The following is a 17396-nucleotide window of genomic DNA, read 5'->3' as shown; positions in this document are numbered from 1 at the left end:
TTATTTTTTGCTTCCTTAATCTATCGTTGAAGCTCATGTCAAATTCTTCAGGACAAAAAATTGTGGTTATTTGCGATTTCTCGGAACGGATGAAAGAGGTCATTGTTCATGGAGTTCGCATGGCTGGTGTTTTAAGAAAGGAGCTTTGTTTGACGGCTATTTGGAAAGATAAAGTTCAAAAAAGTCAGCTTCAGGAGAAATTGATCCAGACATCGAATAGCCTGAAAGGAAACCTGCCCGACATGGAAATTTCATGGTTATTGCTCCAGAAATCGTTGCTGGATAATATGCAAAAGTTGGTTGATGATTATGAAGCTGTTTTGGTTGTACTTCATCAGTTGGACATCAATTGGGCGCTAAAAGCCTTTCGGGAAAGCAGTATCGCCTTTCTTTTTATAAACGGCGAAATCCCGCGGTTTTTAAGCTATAAAAACGTGTTGGTTCCGATTGATTTTCGCAAAGCCTCAAAGGAAACTTCGCTCTGGGCTTCTTATTTTGGTCGGTTCAACAAGTCGCAGGTTCAGCTGATTTATGCTCATGAAACTGAATCGGATCAGGCTGATAAATTAGTACGAAACCTGAATTTCTTTAAGAAATTTCTTTCCAGTATGAATGTCCGCCACCAGGAGGTTGCCGGAAAGACATCAAGCTGGGGAATTTGTAATGAAGCGATTGCCAAGGCAGACGACTTGAATGGCGATGTACTGATTTTTTCAGGAAGCAGCGCCATCTCACTGATAGACTTGGTAATTGGACTTCCAGAGAAAAAGATCATCAAAAAAGCTGGCAACTTGCCCGTTTTGATGATCAATCCGCGAAAAGACATTTGTGTTTTGTGCGATTGAGGCCTTTATTCCTCAATCACCATTTCGTTTAGTAAATAACCGGCTCCAGACAGCTTATCCGTAATGAAAAGCGCATACCGGATGTCGAGAATAATGTTACGGCAACGTTCCGGATCAAACATCAGGTCGCTCATTGTTCCTTCCCAGCAACGGTCGAAATTTACCCCAATCAGGTTTCCATTGGCATCAATAACCGGGCTGCCTGAATTTCCTCCTGTGGTATGGTTCGAGGCCGTGAAACAAACGTTCATCTGACCATTTTTTCCATACCTTCCGTAGTCTTTATATTGGAACAAATTGCGCAGTCCCTGCGGAACATTGTAATCGTAAATGGCCGGATTATCTTTTTGCATAATGCCTTCCAGAGTTGTGTAATAGAAGTAGGTTACACCGTCCATTGGTTCATAGCCTTCTACTTTTCCATAAGATACCCGAAGCGTTTTGTTGGCATCGGCCCACAAGGATTTGCCCTGATTCATTTCCATGATCCCTGCCATGTAGGTTTTCATTGTGCCATCAATTTGTTTCTGGAGCGAAGTGTAATAAGGTTCAACTTTCGAATCAAATTGCTTTTTCAGGCTCCTAAAAATTTTAAATACTGGATCTTGGTCGATCGTTTTGAAACTTTTGGCATTCAGTGCCGAAGTAACTTTAGTTAGTTTTTCCTGATCTGAAAATATGGATTCCTGATAGATTTTGCTGATCAAATCTTGCTGAGTTGTTTTATTCATCAGTGATTTAAAATCTTCAGGAAGAAGGGTCTGATCCATATCTTTGGCATAAAGGCTCAACAAAGCTGCAAAGACTTTTTCGTCGGTAGCTCGGTTGTATTCGTTGAAATACTCGTTTAGCTTAGGTTGAATTGCTTTTTGTATTTTTTGCTTATCGGCTGGTGACAGGGAAGGCCAGCGCTTGTCAATGGCTTCAAAGAAAGAAACAATGTTAAAAATGTCGGTTCCGCGGAGAACGATTTCCGAATAATAATCATTGGCTTTGGTGTAGCCTGCAATTTCACCATAAAGCTTTTCGAAGCTCGGCAATACCTGGCCGTATCTACTTTTTCGTTCCGGATTGGCTTCGACCCAATTTTTGAATTCGCTTTCGAAATTTAGCTTGGCTTCGATGGCATTCAGCCGTTTCAAACCTTTTACTTCACCCTGCCATTTTTTCCAGGCATTGCTGGTGTTGGCATATTTCGATGCATATTGAATCCGAACTTCAGGATCTTTATTCATATCAGCTGCCAACAGGCGAAGTTTCAGATCGCGGATTTTAATTTTATCGGGATCGCCCTGCTCCATAATTTGCCGGATCGACTGCGATGGCAAGTATTCCTGGGTTTTCCCCGGGTAGCCAAACACAAGGGTAAAATCGTTTGGCTGAATGCCTTTGATTGAAATTTTGAAAAATTTCTTCGGCTTGTAAGGAACGTTATCAGGTGAATATTTGGCCGGCTGATTTTCTTTGTTGGCATAAATACGGAAGTAAGAGAAATCGCCAGTATGACGTGGCCACATCCAGTTGTCGGTATCGCCACCGAATTTCCCGACAGCTGATGGAGGCGCTCCGACCAATCTCACATCAGTATAAACTTCGTAAACGTATAGGAAATATTGGTTTCCGTAGAAGAGTGGCTGAACCGTAGCCTCAAATTTCCCTTTTTCGGTAGCTTGTGCTATAACTTGTTTGGTGTTTCGGTTGATAACTACTGAAACTGAATCGCTTGGCTGGCCTTCAGTTCCGGCTAAAATCTGATCTGAGACATCTTCCATACGGTTTAAAAAGCGAACACTTAATTCAGGATTTGGAAGTTCTTCTTCGCGATTTTTTGCCCAAAATCCATTGGTCAGATAATCGTGTTCGAGCGAACTGTGGTTCTGAATCGCGTCGAACCCACAATGATGATTGGTAATCAGAAGTCCATCTCCCGAAATCAATTCGCCGGTACAACCTGTTCCAAACAGAACAACGGCATCTTTCATGCTTGCTTTGTTGACGCTATAGACATCTTCGGCAGTAAGTTTGAAGCCCATTTGCTTCATTTCTTCGATGTTGTATTTATTGAGCAGGGTTGGAATCCACATGCCTTCTTTGGCCACAGCGGGCATAAGGGAAAGCATAACAAGTCCGATAACGAGTAGGTTTTTCCTGAACATTTTTTCTGAATTTATTTTAAGTCGCGAATATAATTAACAATTGAAAATACAGGTCAGTGCTTTAATCATAAACCAGTGGAAAACTTAAGCGAATTATATTGCGGTTTTATTGGTTTAACTCAGCCGAAGTGTGAAATCCGGAGGCAATCACTGTATTCTCAATGTTATTTCGGTTTACAATTGAAGCATCAAGTAAAATCGATTTCACCAGTGCCTTCCCATTACTTTCGTAGGTAAACTTCATTTTTAAAGGTTTTTTAAGCGCAAGCGAGACGGCTAGTTCTGCAGTAATTGAAGCCATTTCTTTCAACGGTTTTAGGATATCACAAGTTTGAGTTCCATTCATGATTGCTTTCACATTGTCTAACTCACAATCTTGTCCTGAAACCATTATTTTCCCTTCCAAACCGCGTTCTTCCAATACTTCCAGTACACCATCGGCAATGGCATCGCTTCCGGCAAGAATGGCGGTAATCGAATCTGTATTTTGTTCAAAAATATGTTTGGTATGTAAGGCTCCCTCAGCCGAAGACCAATCTTCGGTGAATTCGCTGTAAACCAGCTGAATGTCTCCGGTTTCCATGAGAGGGTGCAGGATATTCATTTGCCCCAGGAAAAGTCTCATCGAATTGCCATCGTATTTCGATCCGCAAATCAAGGCATATTTGCCTTTGGGTTTTAGCGAAGTAAGGTACGAGGCCTGAAGTTCACCGATATGTGTACTATTTGTGGTAACGTAATAATCCAGTTTACATCCATTGATCAGACGGTCGTAAGCTATAACTTTTACGTTGGCTTTATGGGCCAATTCAACGATCTTAGCTGCTTCGTCCTGGCTGATTGCAACTACTATCAACACCTGAACTCCATTGCTGATCATTGTTTGGGCTTGTGCAATTTGTTTTTGCTGATCACCGTTAGCAACTTCAAGCATAATATCAGCACCTTCTTTAGTCAGGTTGTCAACCAAATAATCCTTGTCTTTCGTCCATCGCGCATTTTCATAGCCATGCATTAAAATCCCAATTTTAGGCTTGGGGTGCTTGCATCCTGATAGCTGAATAAAGGATCCAATGAAGATCAGAATGATCAACAATCGATGTAATTTCATGAGAATGATTTTTTGATAGACTTTGTGGCAAGTTACTATTTATCCGTTGGATTATTACAAATGCAATTGCCTTTTTTAAAGCACCGGGGCGATCAGATTTTCCCTTTGAGTTTTCAGAAGGTCTTTAAATGCTCATAAACACTCTGAACCGGCAACCCCATAACATTGAAAAATGAACCCTCAAGTCGGTAAATCCCAATATAGCCAATCCACTCCTGAATGCCATATGCGCCGGCTTTGTCGTACGGTTGGTAGCACTCCAGATAATAGCAAATTTCTTCATCGCTTAATTCCTTGAACCAGACATCGGTTAAAGCATAAAACGACACTTTTTTCTCCGCGGATAATAAGCACACTCCGGTTATGACCTGGTGCTTTTTGCCCGATAATTTCTTCAGCATCCGGAATCCATCGGCATAATCAGTTGGTTTGTTCAGAACCTGATCATCTAGCCAGACAATGGTGTCGGCGGTTATCACCAATTGATTGTTTTTTAGCTGTGGACGAAATGCCTCGGCTTTCAGCTCAGCCAGATAAACCGAAACCTCGGTCATTCCCAAATTGTCAGGAAAAACCTCCGGAATGTCCATGGACTGAACGCTGAACCTCAGACCCAAATCGCTCAGCAACTGCTGACGACGCGGAGATTTTGATGCCAGTATAATTTCGTATTGTTCAAGATTCTGAAGAAACATATGATGAAAGTTCGGAGTTCGGAGTGGTTAAAATTCGGAGTTAAATTCCAGGCACTTCGAACTTATTGTTTTTAATCCGCTTTAATGCCTTTAATTTCCTGCCCAAACCATTTTTGCTGCGACCGCATCACTTGTTCAATCACATCGCGAACACAGCCTTCGCCACCCTTTTTATCCGAAATGTACATCGAAATGGCTTTGACTTCAGGAACCGCATCGACCGGGCAAGTCGGAATACCAACTTCTTTCATAATTGGGAAATCAACCAGATCGTCGCCCATATACAAAATCTCATTTTTGGCGACACCTGTTTTGACGATAAAGTCATCGAGGCACTCCATTTTTTGAAACGAGTTAAGGTAGATGTGTTCAACTCCGAGTTTTTTATACCGAAGTTTTACCCGCTGTGTATTTGCGCCAGTAATGATTGCCATCTGAAATCCATTTTGGAGTGCATAACGGATTGCAAACCCATCTTTCACATTTGCAGTTCTAACAGGGTCACCACTTTCGTCGAGAGGTGAAGTGTCGTATGATAATACTCCATCGACATCGAAAATGAATGCTTTAATATTTTTTAATCTTTCTTTAAAGAAGGTCATGGTCATGTTTTTGTTGAAGCCGAAAAATACTTTCGGTGGCAAAGCTATAGATTTTCTGAAACTCCGGTCTGTCCTGAAGCATTTTTAATTGGGTCTTGATTGTGTCTTGGTCATTTCGTTTGGCAGGTCCGGTTTGGGCATCAATGGGATGCAGCGAAACAATTTTCTCAGCGGTTTCCCGAATGAGAGGTTTTAGAAGATCAAAATCGAGCTTTTTATCGTGAAGAATATCCGCACCAATTGCATACAGGTGATTTACAAAGTTATTGACAAAAACTGCAGCCAGGTGAAGTGTTTTCCGTTCCTCAGAATTAATTTGGTTAACAGACGTGGATAGCATTTTTCCCAATTTTTCCAGCTTCAACAGGTTGAACGGATGATTGGCTTCGATGCAAATCGGAATATCTGAGAAATCGATTTTTCTGGATTTTGAAAAGGTTTGGAGTGGGTAAAATACGCCATAATTTGCACTGAATCCTTCTAAAATGTTCATTGGAACGCTGCCAGCGGTATGCACAATCAGTTGATCATCTCTTAACCAAATGTTTTCCAGTACTTCCTGAATGGCTGAGTCTTTCACCGCAATAATATACAAATCAGTTTCAGGAAGAAGTTGAGACAGATCATTGGTAAAACTGGCATTCACTTTTCGAGCTAGTTCCGATGCGGCTTCTGTTTTTCGGCTGTAAACCTGTTTCACCAGAATTCCCTTTTCGTGAAGGGAAAGAGCCAATTGAGTGGCCAGATTTCCAGCCCCAATAATTACAACATTTTTAATCATGGCTTCTGTTTTAATGTTGGAAAGGTAAAAAAAAAACGGTGAAGAACTGGCATAAAAGCGAGTGAGCGGGTGACTCGAAGTCACCCGCTCACTAAAATATAGCTAAATCAAATCTATCTGTTTTCGTATCGTTTGCTAACGACATCCCAGTTCACAATGTCCCAGAAATTGTCGACGTATTCGGCTCTTTTGTTTTGATATTGAAGGTAATAGGCGTGTTCCCACACGTCGAGACAAAGGAGCGGAGTTCCTTTTTTATCAACCACATCCATCAACGGATTATCCTGATTGAGGGTGTCGCTTACGAAGAGATTGCCATCTTTTCCGGCAACCAGCCAGGCCCATCCACTTCCGAAGTGCTTCTTTGCGGCATTGGCGAATTCTTCTTTGAATTTATCCATTGTTCCAAAACTTTTGTCAATGGCGCCTTTCAAAACAACTGAAGGACTCGACTTTGTTGGCGACATATTTTCCCAGAAAAGCTTATGGTTGTAATATCCCCCGCCATTATTTCGGATGGCAGCGCTCTGTTTGCTGATGCCAGCAAATAAGTCTGTTAAATTCATCTCGGCAGCGGGCGAATCTTTGATGGCTGCCAGAAAATTGTTGAAATATGCTTTGTGGTGTTTCGTGTAATGAATCTCCATTGTTTTTGCATCAATGACTGGCTCTAGCGCGTTGTAAGCATATGGTAACTCTGGAAAAGTAGCATCAATAGCCTTTTGTGCTGGTATTTTGGAGTTGTAAACGTTTGACCAAACTGGGGCGGCGACTAAAGAAGTCCCGACAAGGGCAATAAAATTTCTACGTTTCATAATTTTTAAATTTTGAAGTTGGACTGTTTTCTTAAATGACTAATTGTAAGAATTAGAAACAGTTGTATCGGTAGTTTTGTTTATACCCTTCGAATCAAATATGAAACAGTTTCTGGTTTTCCGATTGAGCTTTCGGAGTTTACAGATATGCTAAGGATTTTCAGAAATCCATTTTATTATCTCAGCTTTTGACTGAAATGCTTTAATGAAAGGTTCTGCTTTCCCGATCTCCTCGTACCGCTGTCCGCCTTCATTTGTCAGGACTATAATTTTTCTGACCCCGTTTGATTTTAGCGGAGCAATTATGTTTCTTTGAGTAAACGGATATAATTCTGGAATAATCCTGAATTTTGAATTTAGTTTATTGATGATAACGTATCTTGGATAAACGGCTAATGCATATTCAAGAATGACCGAAACCGAAGCGATGTAGGTTTTTTGATCAGAAAAATTGATGTCATCAATTAAAACTTCGAGGTAATCAAATTTCGAACTGATTTTAAAATAAAGGTTCTTAAATGAAATGTCTTTTTCTTCAGGCATTGCTTATTCGGAATTGTGGTTTTAGGTGAAGACAAAATACAACCAATTTTTGATATGTGGAATAAGCCCGAAAGAATAATTACATAAAAATAGATTTGTTAATATCCCATTGAAAATGAATGGATATTACACAATTTCATACCAATTCATGCTAATTGCCTAGCTCAAACATGCTGGCCATATCGCTTTTCGAAAGCGTTTTGAAAGCTACCATCGACTCGGTTTGGGTTATCCCTTCAACTTTGGTTACTTTCTCGGTGATCAGTTCAGCCAGATCTTCAGCGTGAGGCAGTCGGATAACTGCAACCAAATCGAATCGTCCACTGACGGAGTAAACATCTGTAATTCCGGTCAAACTGACCAATTGTTCTGCTACTGAATTGATTTTGGTGCGCTCGGCATTGATGAGTATAATGGCGTTTATCATGTTATTGGCATTATTTAATATTTTCAGAATTTTGCGCGGTGCTAAATAGGTAAACAATGTAAATGAAATGATCTTTTATTTCATAGAAAATAATTGTTTGCTTACTCAAAACAGCCTTTCTTAATCGTGGATTATATTTTGAAAGAGGAAAAATCGTCGGGAATTGTTCGATCAACTTGATCTGCGAGGAAAGTGATTTTTTGAAATTGAGGACTTCTTTTATACTCCATTTTTGTGAGAGATAATCCAATATACTTTCCAGATCCCGAATGGCTTCCTCTGTCCAAAATAGGTTGAACTTAGAGACCATATTTCTTTTTCACATCGTTATGCGAAACGATTCGTCCTTCTGTAACATCATCAAGTCCTTGGTGAATACCATTCTTGACTGACTCTGGTAACTCATGCCACCAGTCCTGAGCATTTTCATTTGAGTCTTTTACTATTTTCAAATAATTCAATGTCTCACTATCTTCAAGTTTGGTGAGCCACTCTATCAACTCTAATTTCATTGCATTGTGTCCCATTTATATTCGTTTTTTTACAAAGTTAAAAAAGTCAATCAAAAAAAGAGTTTAAGACTTTGGTAAATTCGGGTTCTTAGGTTTGTCTCTTACACTCTTAATGGCTGTCAATCCCTTCAATCATATACAATGAATGTTCGATAGTTGGGAGAATTTCGTTGCAGTATTCGGTTACAGCTTTTACACTTCCGGGCAAAGTGTAAATGAGTGTTTTGCCCGAAACACCAGCAATACTGCGACTCAGCAAGGCCGCAGGTTTTTCCATCCCATATTTTACCCGAATCAGTTCCATGATTCCCGGAATTTCCTTATCGAGCAACGGGCGAACCGTTTCCGGTGTAATGTCTCGCGGTCCAATTCCAGTGCCACCGGTTGTAAAAACCACATCAACTTGCTGCGAAATGGCGAACTCAATCAGTTGTGCAAGTTGTTCCTGATCATCAGAAATTAAATGATTTGTAACTGCAGTTTGTCTTTTAATTCCTGAAAAAAAAGTTTCAGCCAGATTTTTGATTTGGGGACCGCTTTTATCGGCATATTCGCCGGCGCTGGCCCTGTCGCTCAAAGTGATGATCTGAATGTTGATCACTTTGGGCAGGTATTCCAACTGGTCGCCAGCCTTCAGGTTTCCGCTGTGGATAACACGTGCAAAAATGCCTTCTTTGGGCATCACGCAATTGCCCACTTCGCGAAAAATGGAGCAGTTATCGCCGTGGCATTTTTTCCCAATCTGGGTGACTTCCAGTTCCAGATTTTCATTCCGGAAACGGTCGAGCGGACGGCATTCGTGCAGTAGTAAGCCTTCCGTAGTAATGTTTTCAGCAAATTCGCCGAATTTAATGTTACGGCCTGCTTCTTCCGAGAATTTAGCAATACTTTCGTTTGCCAGTAGGCTAACCTGACGGTGCCATTTGCCCGAGTGAGCATCGCCAACGACTCCAATATCAGTTAACCGAATGGTATCCACTGGCTTTTTTACAGTTCCTTTTTTTTCTGAGGTATTTACTGAAAGGACTTTTATCTTCATTTCTCTGATTTTCAATATTAGCAATACATATCGTGGTTACCATTTTTTACCTTTTCGAGCAAGGTGATTGCTCTTTCGCGGGCAAGTCCGTGCATCGAACTGATTACATCTTCAATCAGGTTTTCACCAATCAGGCGGGTTTCGTACGAAGCATAGTCCATCAGGTATTCCATGAAAGTAGAAACAGCATTTGGGTTACAATGGTTCTTGATGTCGCCAGGTTTTGCTCGGTCCATAAAATCCTGTCCTGTGCGCCCAAGGCGGTAACAACCTGTGCAGAACGAAGGAATGTAATCCATTTCGGCCACATCGCGAATCACTTCGTCCAGCGGACGATGGTCGCCCAGACAGAACTGGCCGCTGTCGTCGTGTAAAGAATCGCTGTAACCACCTGGATTGGTGCGGCTTCCGGCCGAAATCTGTGAAACACCCAAAGCAAAAGTGTCGCGTCGCATGTGGGCAGTTTCGCGGGTCGACATGATAATGCCGGTATAAGGAACAGCCAGACGAAGAATAGCGATGATTTTCCGGAAGTCGAGATCGGAAACAGCATGTGGCGGATGAGCTGAAAGGTCAGATCCGGTTGCTGGTTCGATGCGAGGAACGCTAATGGTGTGCGGTCCAACTCCAAAAACCTTTTCAAGCTCCTGAATGTGTTGCATTAAGGCCAGCAATTCAAAATGGAAATCAGCCAACCCAAAAAGCACCCCGATTCCAACATCGTCGATACCGGCTTCCATGGCGCGATGCAATGCAGTAACCCGGTAGTCGTAATCTTTCTTTTTGCCACCGGTATGCACTTCGCTGTATATTTGACGATTGTAGGTTTCCTGAAAAAGCTGGAAGGTTCCGATTTTGGCCTCTTTCAGTAGTTTAAAATCAGGAAGATCGAGAGGTGCGATGTTGACATTTACCCTCCGGATTTCGCCGTTCCCGACTTTTGCCTCATAAATTGATGCAATAGAATCAATGATATACTGAAATCCTTGTTTGGGATAGGATTCGCCGGCAACCATCAAAATGCGCTTGTGTCCCTGACTGACGAGTATTTCGGTTTCGCGTTTGATTTCGTCCTGATTAAGCGAACGACGAAGAATGGATTTGTTTTTAGCCCTGAAGGCGCAATAGCTGCATTCGTTCGCGCATAAATTGGAAATGTATAAAGGGGCAAAAATGACCAGCCGCTTGCCATAAATCTTTTCCTTAATGTGATTGGCTTCTTCGAAAAGCTCGAACAACTGCATCGGATCGGTGATTTTGGAGAGTACGGCTACATCTTCCAAATCAAGGCCTTTCATCTCTTTGGCCTTGTTCAGTACGGCACTAACTTTTGCAGGATCAGGATTTTGATTCCGTTCCAGAATTTGGGCAATCTCTATTTCGTTAATAAAAGCTGACATGATGGTGGAATTCTAAATTGTACTTCAAAGGTACTATTCAATCCTCAAAAATGAATGATTAAAATTTCGAATAATGTGATATACTTGCAACTTGTTTTCAACTTATTTAAAACTGTTTTTATGCCTGAAAATCTGGTTCGAGAGATATCCATTGTAAGCGTGTCTCTTCTTAATTTGTTTATTACGGTCTGGTATTGCTGGCTCACTTATAAGCAGAAGATTAAACCGGCTTTGGCTATGTGGATTTTTTTCACCATTGCAGTTGCAATTAGTTTGGCAACCTATTTAAAATCCGACAATTTTAGTTTGCTCGACAATATCCTGAATACGACCGACCTTGTACTTGCGTTAAGTGTCACCATCGCTATCTATCTTTGGGGCGACCATACTTCACGTTTTAGTCGTTTCGATAAGGGTTGTCTTGTTGCCGTAGTTGTTATTTTGCTGTTTTGGTTCGTTACCCGGAATCATGTGGTAACTCATACCTTAACTCAGGGAATCCTGGTGATTGCCTATTTCCCGGTCGTCAGCCGACTCTGGAAAACCCGCGAAAATTCCGAGTCGTTTCTGATTTGGATCGCCATGGCTGTTACCCCAGCAATTTCCCTTTTATCGAGTAAGGGAACATTGGCAACCATTTATTCGGTAAGGGCTATTGTTTGTATTCTGGTTTTGTTGATGCTGATGTTGAGGGTTGAATACCTCAGCCGTAAACATTCCGACTTGGTCGGCAGCGCTTAAACTAACTTGAATATATATTCGTCAGATTTCAATTCCCTAATTTCAAGGCAAAACTATTTATTACAGCTTTTTTACCAAAGAAATACTTGACTTATTAACGGGGACCTGTTCAAAATCGGCATAGAAAGCCAGTTCTGATTTATGATTTTAATTCTTCTGTACCATCGGCATATAAGGCAAATCTTCCTTTATTGCGGTCGTGTGCCTGTTCGTGTTTCGGCCACGGCCAACCACCGAATTGGGTTTGCTGGTAATCCAGATATGCTTCCTGGATTTCTGCTTTTGAATTCATAACAAAAGGTCCGTATTGAACAACGGGCTCATTAATTGGTTTTCCCTGCAACATCAGCAAAAAACAATCCTCATTTCCGGACTGAAGTTTAATTTCGCTGGCAGCTTTTACCTGAACTGAATGATACTCTGGAATAATTTCGCCTTCAATTTGCAATCCTTTTCCCTTGTAAAAATAGAGTGTCCGGTTTGCTTCGGAACTAGTTTCGGGTAAGGTCCAATCAGCACCAGCTTCGAGTTTAATCGTTAAAATAGCTACTTCGTGATCTGGGTTGGCTGCCCAGGAATCAGGTGTTGGATCGGGAGCCTTTGTGTCATAAATTGTACCGGCAATCACGTTTATTTCAACTGATTTCCCATTACTGCCAGTTCGTTTTAAAACCGGAATGTTGTCTTCCCATAACATTTTAAAATACGGTTCAACAAATTTGCTGGCCTTGGGTAAGTTTAACCAAATCTGGAAAAGTTCCATCGGATTTTCTCTATCCTGATGGATGAGCGGAAACATCTCGGAATGTTGAACCCCTTTGCCAGCAGTCATCCACTGCACATCTCCTTTGCCAAAACGGCCAGCTGCACCCAACGAGTCGGTATGATCAACCAGACCTTCTTTTACCACTGTAACCGTTTCAAAACCACGATGAGGATGATACGGAAACCCGGGAATTTTCTGACCGTGATACATTCGCCAACCCTCTTTTTTGGTAAAGTCCTGACCGATGTTTCGGCCTTCAAGCGATGCCGCCGGACCCATTTCTGCATTCCCTTTGGGGTATTCGTCGCGATGATGAACACAGAAGATAAATGGATCAAAGGTTTCCCATTGAAATCCCAGGGGTTTTATATTGAGAATAGATTTTTGTACCATGTCAATTCGTATTTTGATTCAATCATCCGTTAACAACAGATGAGAACCAGAATGGTTGATGGGAAAGGAAAACAAGTATCTCCGCTGATTGTTAATTATTTGAGAGAAGATTCAGAATGTTATTAACCCGGATATGAAATACATCCGATAAAAATTATGACGTCATGGATTTAAGTACAAAAAAATGTGTTCCCTGCGAAGGTGGTACACCTGCATTTGATCCGAAACAGATTGCAGAATATCGGGAAAAGATTGACGAAAGCTGGAATGTAATCGAATACAAAAAGATCGTCAAAGAATATCACTTCAAAAACTACAAACAGACAATCGACTTTGTAAATAAGGTAGCAATATTGTCAGAAAAAGAGAATCATCACCCGGTTATGCACGTCTATTACGGGAAGGTAGTTATTGAATTGTGGACACACTCGGTTAACGGACTTTCAGAAAATGATTTCATTTTGGCTGCTAAAATTGATAAGCTGTAACAGAATCAAAAGTCTATGAAATTGAAAGCTATAAAAAAGGGCAGAATTTTCATTCCACCCTTTTGTATCTTTCATTTCCGGTACTCTGACTTCCGTCTCCGGTCTTCTAACTTTTTATTTACATTGTTTTGCCCAGGTATCCTTCAACTGTACGGTGCGGTTGAAAACCAACTTTCCAGCAGTTGAATCCTGATCGACATTGAAATAACCCAAACGTTCAAACTGAAAATGATCCAATACTTTGGCATCTTTCACGAAAGGTTCGATATAGCATTTGGGAAGTACCTGCAATGAATCGTGGTTCATGAATTCCTTGAAGTCAACATCTTTATGTCCATCGGGTTCTTCGTCAGAGAATAAACGATCGTACAGGCGAACTTCGGCTTCTATATTTTCGGAAGCCGAAACCCAGTGAATCGTTGATTTTACTTTACGTCCGTCGGGCGAATTTCCACCGCGTGAAGCCGGATCGTAAGTGCAATGTATTTCGGTAATTTCACCATTGGCATCTTTAATTACATCGGTACAGGTAATAAAATACGCATAACGAAGTCGTACTTCAGTTCCAGGCGAAAGGCGGAAAAATTTCTTTGGTGGTTCTTCCATAAAGTCATCGCGTTCGATGTATAATTCGCGGGTGAATGGTACAAGCCGGGTTCCCATCGATGCGTCTTCCGGATTATTCACAGCTTCCATTTGATCCACAACCCCTTCCGGACAATTGGTAATCACCACTTTCAATGGATTCAGAACGCCCATCACACGTTGTGCACGTTTATTCAGGTCTTCGCGGATACTGTATTCCAGAAGGGCTACATCAGTAACTCCATCAGTTTTGGTTACGCCAATACGTTCTGCAAAATTCCGGATCGATTCCGGAGTATAACCACGGCGGCGCAAGCCACAAATGGTAGGCATACGGGGATCATCCCAGCCAGTCACGTGATTGTCTTTTACCAATTCGAGTAATTTACGTTTACTCATTACGGTATAGTTGAGGTTCAATCGCGAAAACTCGATCTGTCGCGGACGGTAATCCGAATCTTTCAGTTGATCGACGAACCAATCGTACAATGGACGGTGAACTTCAAATTCAAGAGTGCAAATCGAATGAGTAATTCCTTCCCAGTAGTCGCATTGCCCGTGGGCGAAATCGTACATCGGGTAAATGCACCATTTGTCGCCAGTACGGTGATGTGGCGCTTTCATAATCCGGTAAAGAATCGGGTCGCGCATGTGCATGTTTGGCGAAGCCATGTCGATGTTCGCACGCAAAACACAGTCGCCTTCGTTGAATTCACCGGCTTTCATGCGCATAAACAAATCGAGATTTTCTTCTATGGTGCGACTTTTAAACGGACTTTCAGTTCCCGGACGGGTTGGTGTCCCTTTTTGCGCGCTGATGGTTTCAGCATCTTGGTCATCGATGTATGCTTTACCTTCCTTGATCAGTTTGACAGCAAAATCAAAAAGCCTGTCGAAATAATCGGAGGCATAATATAGTCGGTCACCCCAGTTGAAACCTAACCAACGGACATCTTCCATAATGGAATCAACATATTCGGTTTCTTCTCTCGAAGGGTTGGTATCATCGAAACGCAGGTTGGTTAACCCGTTGTATTTCTGAGCGGTTCCAAAATTCAGGCAAATGGATTTAGCGTGGCCAATGTGCAGATATCCATTGGGTTCCGGAGGGAACCGGGTATGGACACGACCATTATTTTTCCCGGCACTAATCTCTTCTTCAACAATTTGGTGAATGAAATTATTCGATTTCACCGCATTGTCATTTTCAATCACATTTTCGCTCATTTTATTCAATTTTAAAATCACTTTTCTAAAAGGCATTAACTGCAAAAGTATAAAATGATTTCAGCTATCAGATATTTAGGTGTTTGAAAATTGAATTACGGAACAATAAAATTAATTTTGTGGGCGAAGACCGGAGACCGGAGACGGAAGACCGAATGTAGAAATTTGGGGATTTGAAGATGAGGCTTGTGGGTTAAATGGTTTTATGGCTGAATGGTTTGTTAGCAATTTAGCAGTATCTTCAATCTCCGAACTTTAGTTCACTTTAGGCACTCCGAACTTTTTAATGGTAAATTGTAAATAGCTAAATTGTAAATTCTTATGGCTTTGATTGAAATTGAAGGAATGGAGTTTTATGCTTTTCACGGGCATTTTGAGGTGGAGAAAGTTGCAGGAAATCGATTTCTGGTGAACCTTAACATTCAAGCGGACTTAGGCAAAGCCGGACAGTCGGATCGATTAGAGGACACGCTCGATTACCAGAAAGCTTATCTGGCAGTGAAAGAAGAAATGGCTATTTCTTCTGATTTGCTTGAACATGTATGTCAGCGAATCATTACTAGGATTAAATCTGAATTTCCGGAGGCTCAAAAAGTATCGGTAAAAGTTTCGAAAATGAACCCGCCGATGGGTGGCCAGATCGAAAAAGTAAGTCTGACGATGGAAGGATAAGTTTTTAGTCAGGGCTTCTTAAGTGAAGCCCTGACTAAAATAATCTATTTCATTTTCGAAAACCTTACCAAAACCGAGGCATGTGGTTCAACTGAAACAGTGAATTTATCAGTAACCGAACCTTTATCTTCCTTGCTCCACAAGTCTTTTACAGTATAATTTCCGGCAACGCCAAGTTCAGCGAGATTTACTGAAATTTCTGAAGTCCCAGAGTCGTTGATGTTAAAAAAGGCCACGTATTTATTCTCAGTTCCGGGAACGTCTGCAGTCCAGACAATCAATCCATTTTCAGCTTTTAACTGCTTGTTTTTAGAACTGTTCTGATTTACCGCCAACACTTCGTCGTTCGTCAAAAGTGAAAGCGTAAACTCGTCGTTCGTAGGCAAATCGCCGCCAAACATCAGCGGCGAGCGGAACATTGCCCAAAGATTCATCAGAGTATATTGCTCTGTTTTGGTAAAGCCTGTCATGCGATCGGTACCACGTTCAGCGCGCAAAGCAATATGCCCGAGAGGAAGCATGTCGGCATCAGGCCAGTGACCTTCGCCAATGTAAGGAGCCCAGTCGGCACAGCGTTTAAACTGAGGTTCAAGCATTTTCCAGTTGTCCCAGAAGTCGTCGCAAATGCGCCACATGTTGGAGTGATTCACCACATGATTGGCCCATTTTAGCGGAGTAGCGCCAGGCGAAGTTGAGAAGACCATCGGGCGGCCACTCTGGTCAATGGCTTTCCGAATCATCGAGATTTCGCCATGGTGATATGGCCTCGACAAATCGTCAACTTTTACATAGTCGACACCCCACGAGGCATACAGGTTGAAAATAGAATTGTAGTATTCCTGAGCACCCGTTTTCAACGTATCAACAGTGTGCATATCGTGAAGCCATCCACACTGAAGCGAATCGGAATAAATATCGGCAGCTTTTACATTCGTTCCCATCACTGGTAGGTTCTTCTTTACCGCTTCAACCGGAATTCCGCGCATCAGGTGAATCCCAAATTTCAGTCCTTTTGAATGAACATAGTCAGCTAAAGGTTTAAATCCTTTGCCATCGGCTGCTGAAGGGAATTTTTCCACGGCTGGCAATAGACGACCGTATTCATCCAGAGTGTAAACCGGATCCTTTTCATTGTAGCCGCCCGCTTTGTCGTTTGCTACAAACCAGCGAATGTCAACCACAATGTATTCCCAACCATGTTGTTTCAGGTTTGCAGCCATATAGTCGGCATTTGCTTTTACTTCAGACTCGGTAACGGTTGGCCCGTAGCAATCCCAGCTATTCCAACCCATTGGTGGGGTTTTGGCGTATTGCCAGAACTGTTTGTCCTGATTTTCGGTAACTGGTTTTGCTTGTTTGCCGGCACAAGATGCAATCAAAAACGCTGCAACGACGAATAGAAATAGATTGGTTCTGTTTTTCATGTATGGAAATAAATAAGTTGTGTAATTCAGGTTTATCGTTTAAAGTGTAAATATAACATTTATAAAAAGATCGGGAAAACTCAAGGTTAAAGAATATTTTACAACAGGATGGTTCTCTGAGATTAGCCACGCAACCTTTTCAGGAGAGAATAAATCTTAGATTTTTATCCATGA

General features: G+C 41.6%; 19 protein-coding genes. 4 read left to right on the top strand and 15 right to left on the bottom strand.

Translation table 11 applies throughout. From position 1 onward, the window contains the following. Positions 1-35: 35 nt before the first annotated feature. A complete protein-coding gene (locus AQPE_RS07800; RefSeq protein WP_318350498.1) occupies positions 36-845 on the top strand; it encodes a hypothetical protein in 810 nt (269 codons plus the stop codon). A gap of 5 nt (positions 846-850) precedes the next feature. Here the strand turns inward: AQPE_RS07800 and AQPE_RS07795 are convergent, their stop codons facing one another. The 12 genes from AQPE_RS07795 to hydG all read right to left on the bottom strand — a co-directional run bounded on the left by AQPE_RS07795 (position 851) and on the right by hydG (position 10926). Beyond that, positions 851-3001 carry a S46 family peptidase gene (locus AQPE_RS07795; protein ID WP_318350497.1) on the bottom strand — a complete coding sequence of 717 codons (2151 nt, stop codon included), beginning with the start codon at positions 2999-3001 and terminating at the stop codon, positions 851-853. A 106-nt stretch (positions 3002-3107) separates the two neighbouring features. Next, positions 3108-4112, bottom strand: coding sequence for a substrate-binding domain-containing protein (locus AQPE_RS07790; RefSeq protein WP_318350496.1), 1005 nt, complete (start codon positions 4110-4112; stop codon positions 3108-3110). A gap of 113 nt (positions 4113-4225) precedes the next feature. Next, a complete protein-coding gene (locus tag AQPE_RS07785) occupies positions 4226-4807 on the bottom strand; it encodes a Maf-like protein (protein WP_318350495.1) in 582 nt (193 codons plus the stop codon). A gap of 71 nt (positions 4808-4878) precedes the next feature. Next, the gene (locus tag AQPE_RS07780; protein WP_318350494.1) at positions 4879-5409 is read right to left on the bottom strand and encodes a KdsC family phosphatase; all 531 of its coding nucleotides are present in this window, start codon (positions 5407-5409) and stop codon (positions 4879-4881) included. Beyond that, positions 5396-6190 (bottom strand): Rossmann-like and DUF2520 domain-containing protein, encoded by a 795-nt coding sequence (locus tag AQPE_RS07775; RefSeq protein WP_318350493.1) that lies wholly within the window; start codon positions 6188-6190, stop codon positions 5396-5398. Before AQPE_RS07775 ends, AQPE_RS07780 begins: the two co-directional genes overlap by 14 nt. A gap of 113 nt (positions 6191-6303) precedes the next feature. After that, positions 6304-7005 carry a superoxide dismutase gene (locus AQPE_RS07770; protein ID WP_318350492.1) on the bottom strand — a complete coding sequence of 234 codons (702 nt, stop codon included), beginning with the start codon at positions 7003-7005 and terminating at the stop codon, positions 6304-6306. 150 nt (positions 7006-7155) lie between these two features. Then, positions 7156-7548, bottom strand: coding sequence for a hypothetical protein (locus AQPE_RS07765; RefSeq protein ID WP_318350491.1), 393 nt, complete (start codon positions 7546-7548; stop codon positions 7156-7158). 151 nt (positions 7549-7699) lie between these two features. Next, positions 7700-7975 carry an Lrp/AsnC family transcriptional regulator gene (locus AQPE_RS07760; protein WP_318350490.1) on the bottom strand — a complete coding sequence of 92 codons (276 nt, stop codon included), beginning with the start codon at positions 7973-7975 and terminating at the stop codon, positions 7700-7702. 10 nt (positions 7976-7985) lie between these two features. Beyond that, positions 7986-8285 (bottom strand): type II toxin-antitoxin system RelE/ParE family toxin, encoded by a 300-nt coding sequence (locus AQPE_RS23880; protein WP_404801007.1) that lies wholly within the window; start codon positions 8283-8285, stop codon positions 7986-7988. Beyond that, positions 8275-8502 (bottom strand): hypothetical protein, encoded by a 228-nt coding sequence (locus AQPE_RS07755; RefSeq protein WP_318350489.1) that lies wholly within the window; start codon positions 8500-8502, stop codon positions 8275-8277. The genes AQPE_RS23880 and AQPE_RS07755 overlap by 11 nt, the downstream gene beginning before the upstream one ends. A gap of 94 nt (positions 8503-8596) precedes the next feature. Then, positions 8597-9526 (bottom strand): MOSC domain-containing protein, encoded by a 930-nt coding sequence (locus AQPE_RS07750; protein WP_318350488.1) that lies wholly within the window; start codon positions 9524-9526, stop codon positions 8597-8599. A gap of 17 nt (positions 9527-9543) precedes the next feature. Next, positions 9544-10926: a [FeFe] hydrogenase H-cluster radical SAM maturase HydG gene (hydG, locus tag AQPE_RS07745; protein ID WP_318350487.1), complete on the bottom strand. Its 1383-nt coding sequence runs from the start codon at positions 10924-10926 to the stop codon at positions 9544-9546. A gap of 120 nt (positions 10927-11046) precedes the next feature. On the opposite strand from hydG, the gene AQPE_RS07740 reads away from it, so the two are divergent. Continuing rightward, positions 11047-11667 carry a hypothetical protein gene (locus AQPE_RS07740; protein WP_318350486.1) on the top strand — a complete coding sequence of 207 codons (621 nt, stop codon included), beginning with the start codon at positions 11047-11049 and terminating at the stop codon, positions 11665-11667. 139 nt (positions 11668-11806) lie between these two features. On the opposite strand, the gene AQPE_RS07735 is transcribed toward AQPE_RS07740, so the two are convergent. Beyond that, positions 11807-12826 carry a pirin family protein gene (locus tag AQPE_RS07735; RefSeq protein ID WP_318350485.1) on the bottom strand — a complete coding sequence of 340 codons (1020 nt, stop codon included), beginning with the start codon at positions 12824-12826 and terminating at the stop codon, positions 11807-11809. Between the two features lie 164 nt (positions 12827-12990). Between AQPE_RS07735 and AQPE_RS07730 the strand changes: the two genes are divergently transcribed. Beyond that, positions 12991-13314: a 4a-hydroxytetrahydrobiopterin dehydratase gene (locus tag AQPE_RS07730; protein WP_318350484.1), complete on the top strand. Its 324-nt coding sequence runs from the start codon at positions 12991-12993 to the stop codon at positions 13312-13314. Positions 13315-13428: 114 nt separating this feature from the next. Here AQPE_RS07730 and AQPE_RS07725 read toward each other — a convergent pair whose 3' ends face one another. Then, entirely contained in the window at positions 13429-15126 is a 1698-nt protein-coding gene (locus AQPE_RS07725; protein ID WP_318350483.1) for a glutamine--tRNA ligase/YqeY domain fusion protein, read from the bottom strand. A 321-nt stretch (positions 15127-15447) separates the two neighbouring features. Between AQPE_RS07725 and folB the strand changes: the two genes are divergently transcribed. Then, positions 15448-15798 carry a dihydroneopterin aldolase gene (gene folB, locus AQPE_RS07720; protein ID WP_318350482.1) on the top strand — a complete coding sequence of 117 codons (351 nt, stop codon included), beginning with the start codon at positions 15448-15450 and terminating at the stop codon, positions 15796-15798. A 44-nt stretch (positions 15799-15842) separates the two neighbouring features. On the opposite strand, the gene AQPE_RS07715 is transcribed toward folB, so the two are convergent. After that, positions 15843-17222, bottom strand: coding sequence for a glycoside hydrolase family 27 protein (locus AQPE_RS07715; RefSeq protein ID WP_318350481.1), 1380 nt, complete (start codon positions 17220-17222; stop codon positions 15843-15845). Positions 17223-17396: the final 174 nt, after the last annotated feature.

Source organism: Aquipluma nitroreducens (assembly GCF_009689585.1).
Taxonomy (GTDB): Bacteria; Bacteroidota; Bacteroidia; order Bacteroidales; family Prolixibacteraceae; genus Aquipluma; species Aquipluma nitroreducens.
Note: the sequence above shows the minus strand (reverse complement) of the source record. Positions and strands in the feature narration are given on the sequence as shown.

Bases quoted from the DNA above. Each gene is read 5' to 3' on its own strand.
- hydG (WP_318350487.1), bottom strand. From the start codon at position 10,926: ATGTCAGCTTTTATTAACGAAATAGAGATTGCCCAAATTCTGGAACGG.
- AQPE_RS07760 (WP_318350490.1), bottom strand. From the start codon at position 7,975: ATGATAAACGCCATTATACTCATCAATGCCGAGCGCACCAAAATCAAT.
- AQPE_RS07730 (WP_318350484.1), top strand. From the start codon at position 12,991: ATGGATTTAAGTACAAAAAAATGTGTTCCCTGCGAAGGTGGTACACCT.
- AQPE_RS07740 (WP_318350486.1), top strand. From the start codon at position 11,047: ATGCCTGAAAATCTGGTTCGAGAGATATCCATTGTAAGCGTGTCTCTT.
- folB (WP_318350482.1), top strand. From the start codon at position 15,448: ATGGCTTTGATTGAAATTGAAGGAATGGAGTTTTATGCTTTTCACGGG.
- AQPE_RS07770 (WP_318350492.1), bottom strand. From the start codon at position 7,005: ATGAAACGTAGAAATTTTATTGCCCTTGTCGGGACTTCTTTAGTCGCC.
- AQPE_RS07765 (WP_318350491.1), bottom strand. From the start codon at position 7,548: ATGCCTGAAGAAAAAGACATTTCATTTAAGAACCTTTATTTTAAAATC.
- AQPE_RS07780 (WP_318350494.1), bottom strand. From the start codon at position 5,409: ATGACCTTCTTTAAAGAAAGATTAAAAAATATTAAAGCATTCATTTTC.
- AQPE_RS23880 (WP_404801007.1), bottom strand. From the start codon at position 8,285: ATGGTCTCTAAGTTCAACCTATTTTGGACAGAGGAAGCCATTCGGGAT.
- AQPE_RS07790 (WP_318350496.1), bottom strand. From the start codon at position 4,112: ATGAAATTACATCGATTGTTGATCATTCTGATCTTCATTGGATCCTTT.
- AQPE_RS07795 (WP_318350497.1), bottom strand. From the start codon at position 3,001: ATGTTCAGGAAAAACCTACTCGTTATCGGACTTGTTATGCTTTCCCTT.
- AQPE_RS07715 (WP_318350481.1), bottom strand. From the start codon at position 17,222: ATGAAAAACAGAACCAATCTATTTCTATTCGTCGTTGCAGCGTTTTTG.
- AQPE_RS07725 (WP_318350483.1), bottom strand. From the start codon at position 15,126: ATGAGCGAAAATGTGATTGAAAATGACAATGCGGTGAAATCGAATAAT.
- AQPE_RS07735 (WP_318350485.1), bottom strand. From the start codon at position 12,826: ATGGTACAAAAATCTATTCTCAATATAAAACCCCTGGGATTTCAATGG.
- AQPE_RS07785 (WP_318350495.1), bottom strand. From the start codon at position 4,807: ATGTTTCTTCAGAATCTTGAACAATACGAAATTATACTGGCATCAAAA.
- AQPE_RS07755 (WP_318350489.1), bottom strand. From the start codon at position 8,502: ATGGGACACAATGCAATGAAATTAGAGTTGATAGAGTGGCTCACCAAA.
- AQPE_RS07750 (WP_318350488.1), bottom strand. From the start codon at position 9,526: ATGAAGATAAAAGTCCTTTCAGTAAATACCTCAGAAAAAAAAGGAACT.
- AQPE_RS07800 (WP_318350498.1), top strand. From the start codon at position 36: ATGTCAAATTCTTCAGGACAAAAAATTGTGGTTATTTGCGATTTCTCG.
- AQPE_RS07775 (WP_318350493.1), bottom strand. From the start codon at position 6,190: ATGATTAAAAATGTTGTAATTATTGGGGCTGGAAATCTGGCCACTCAA.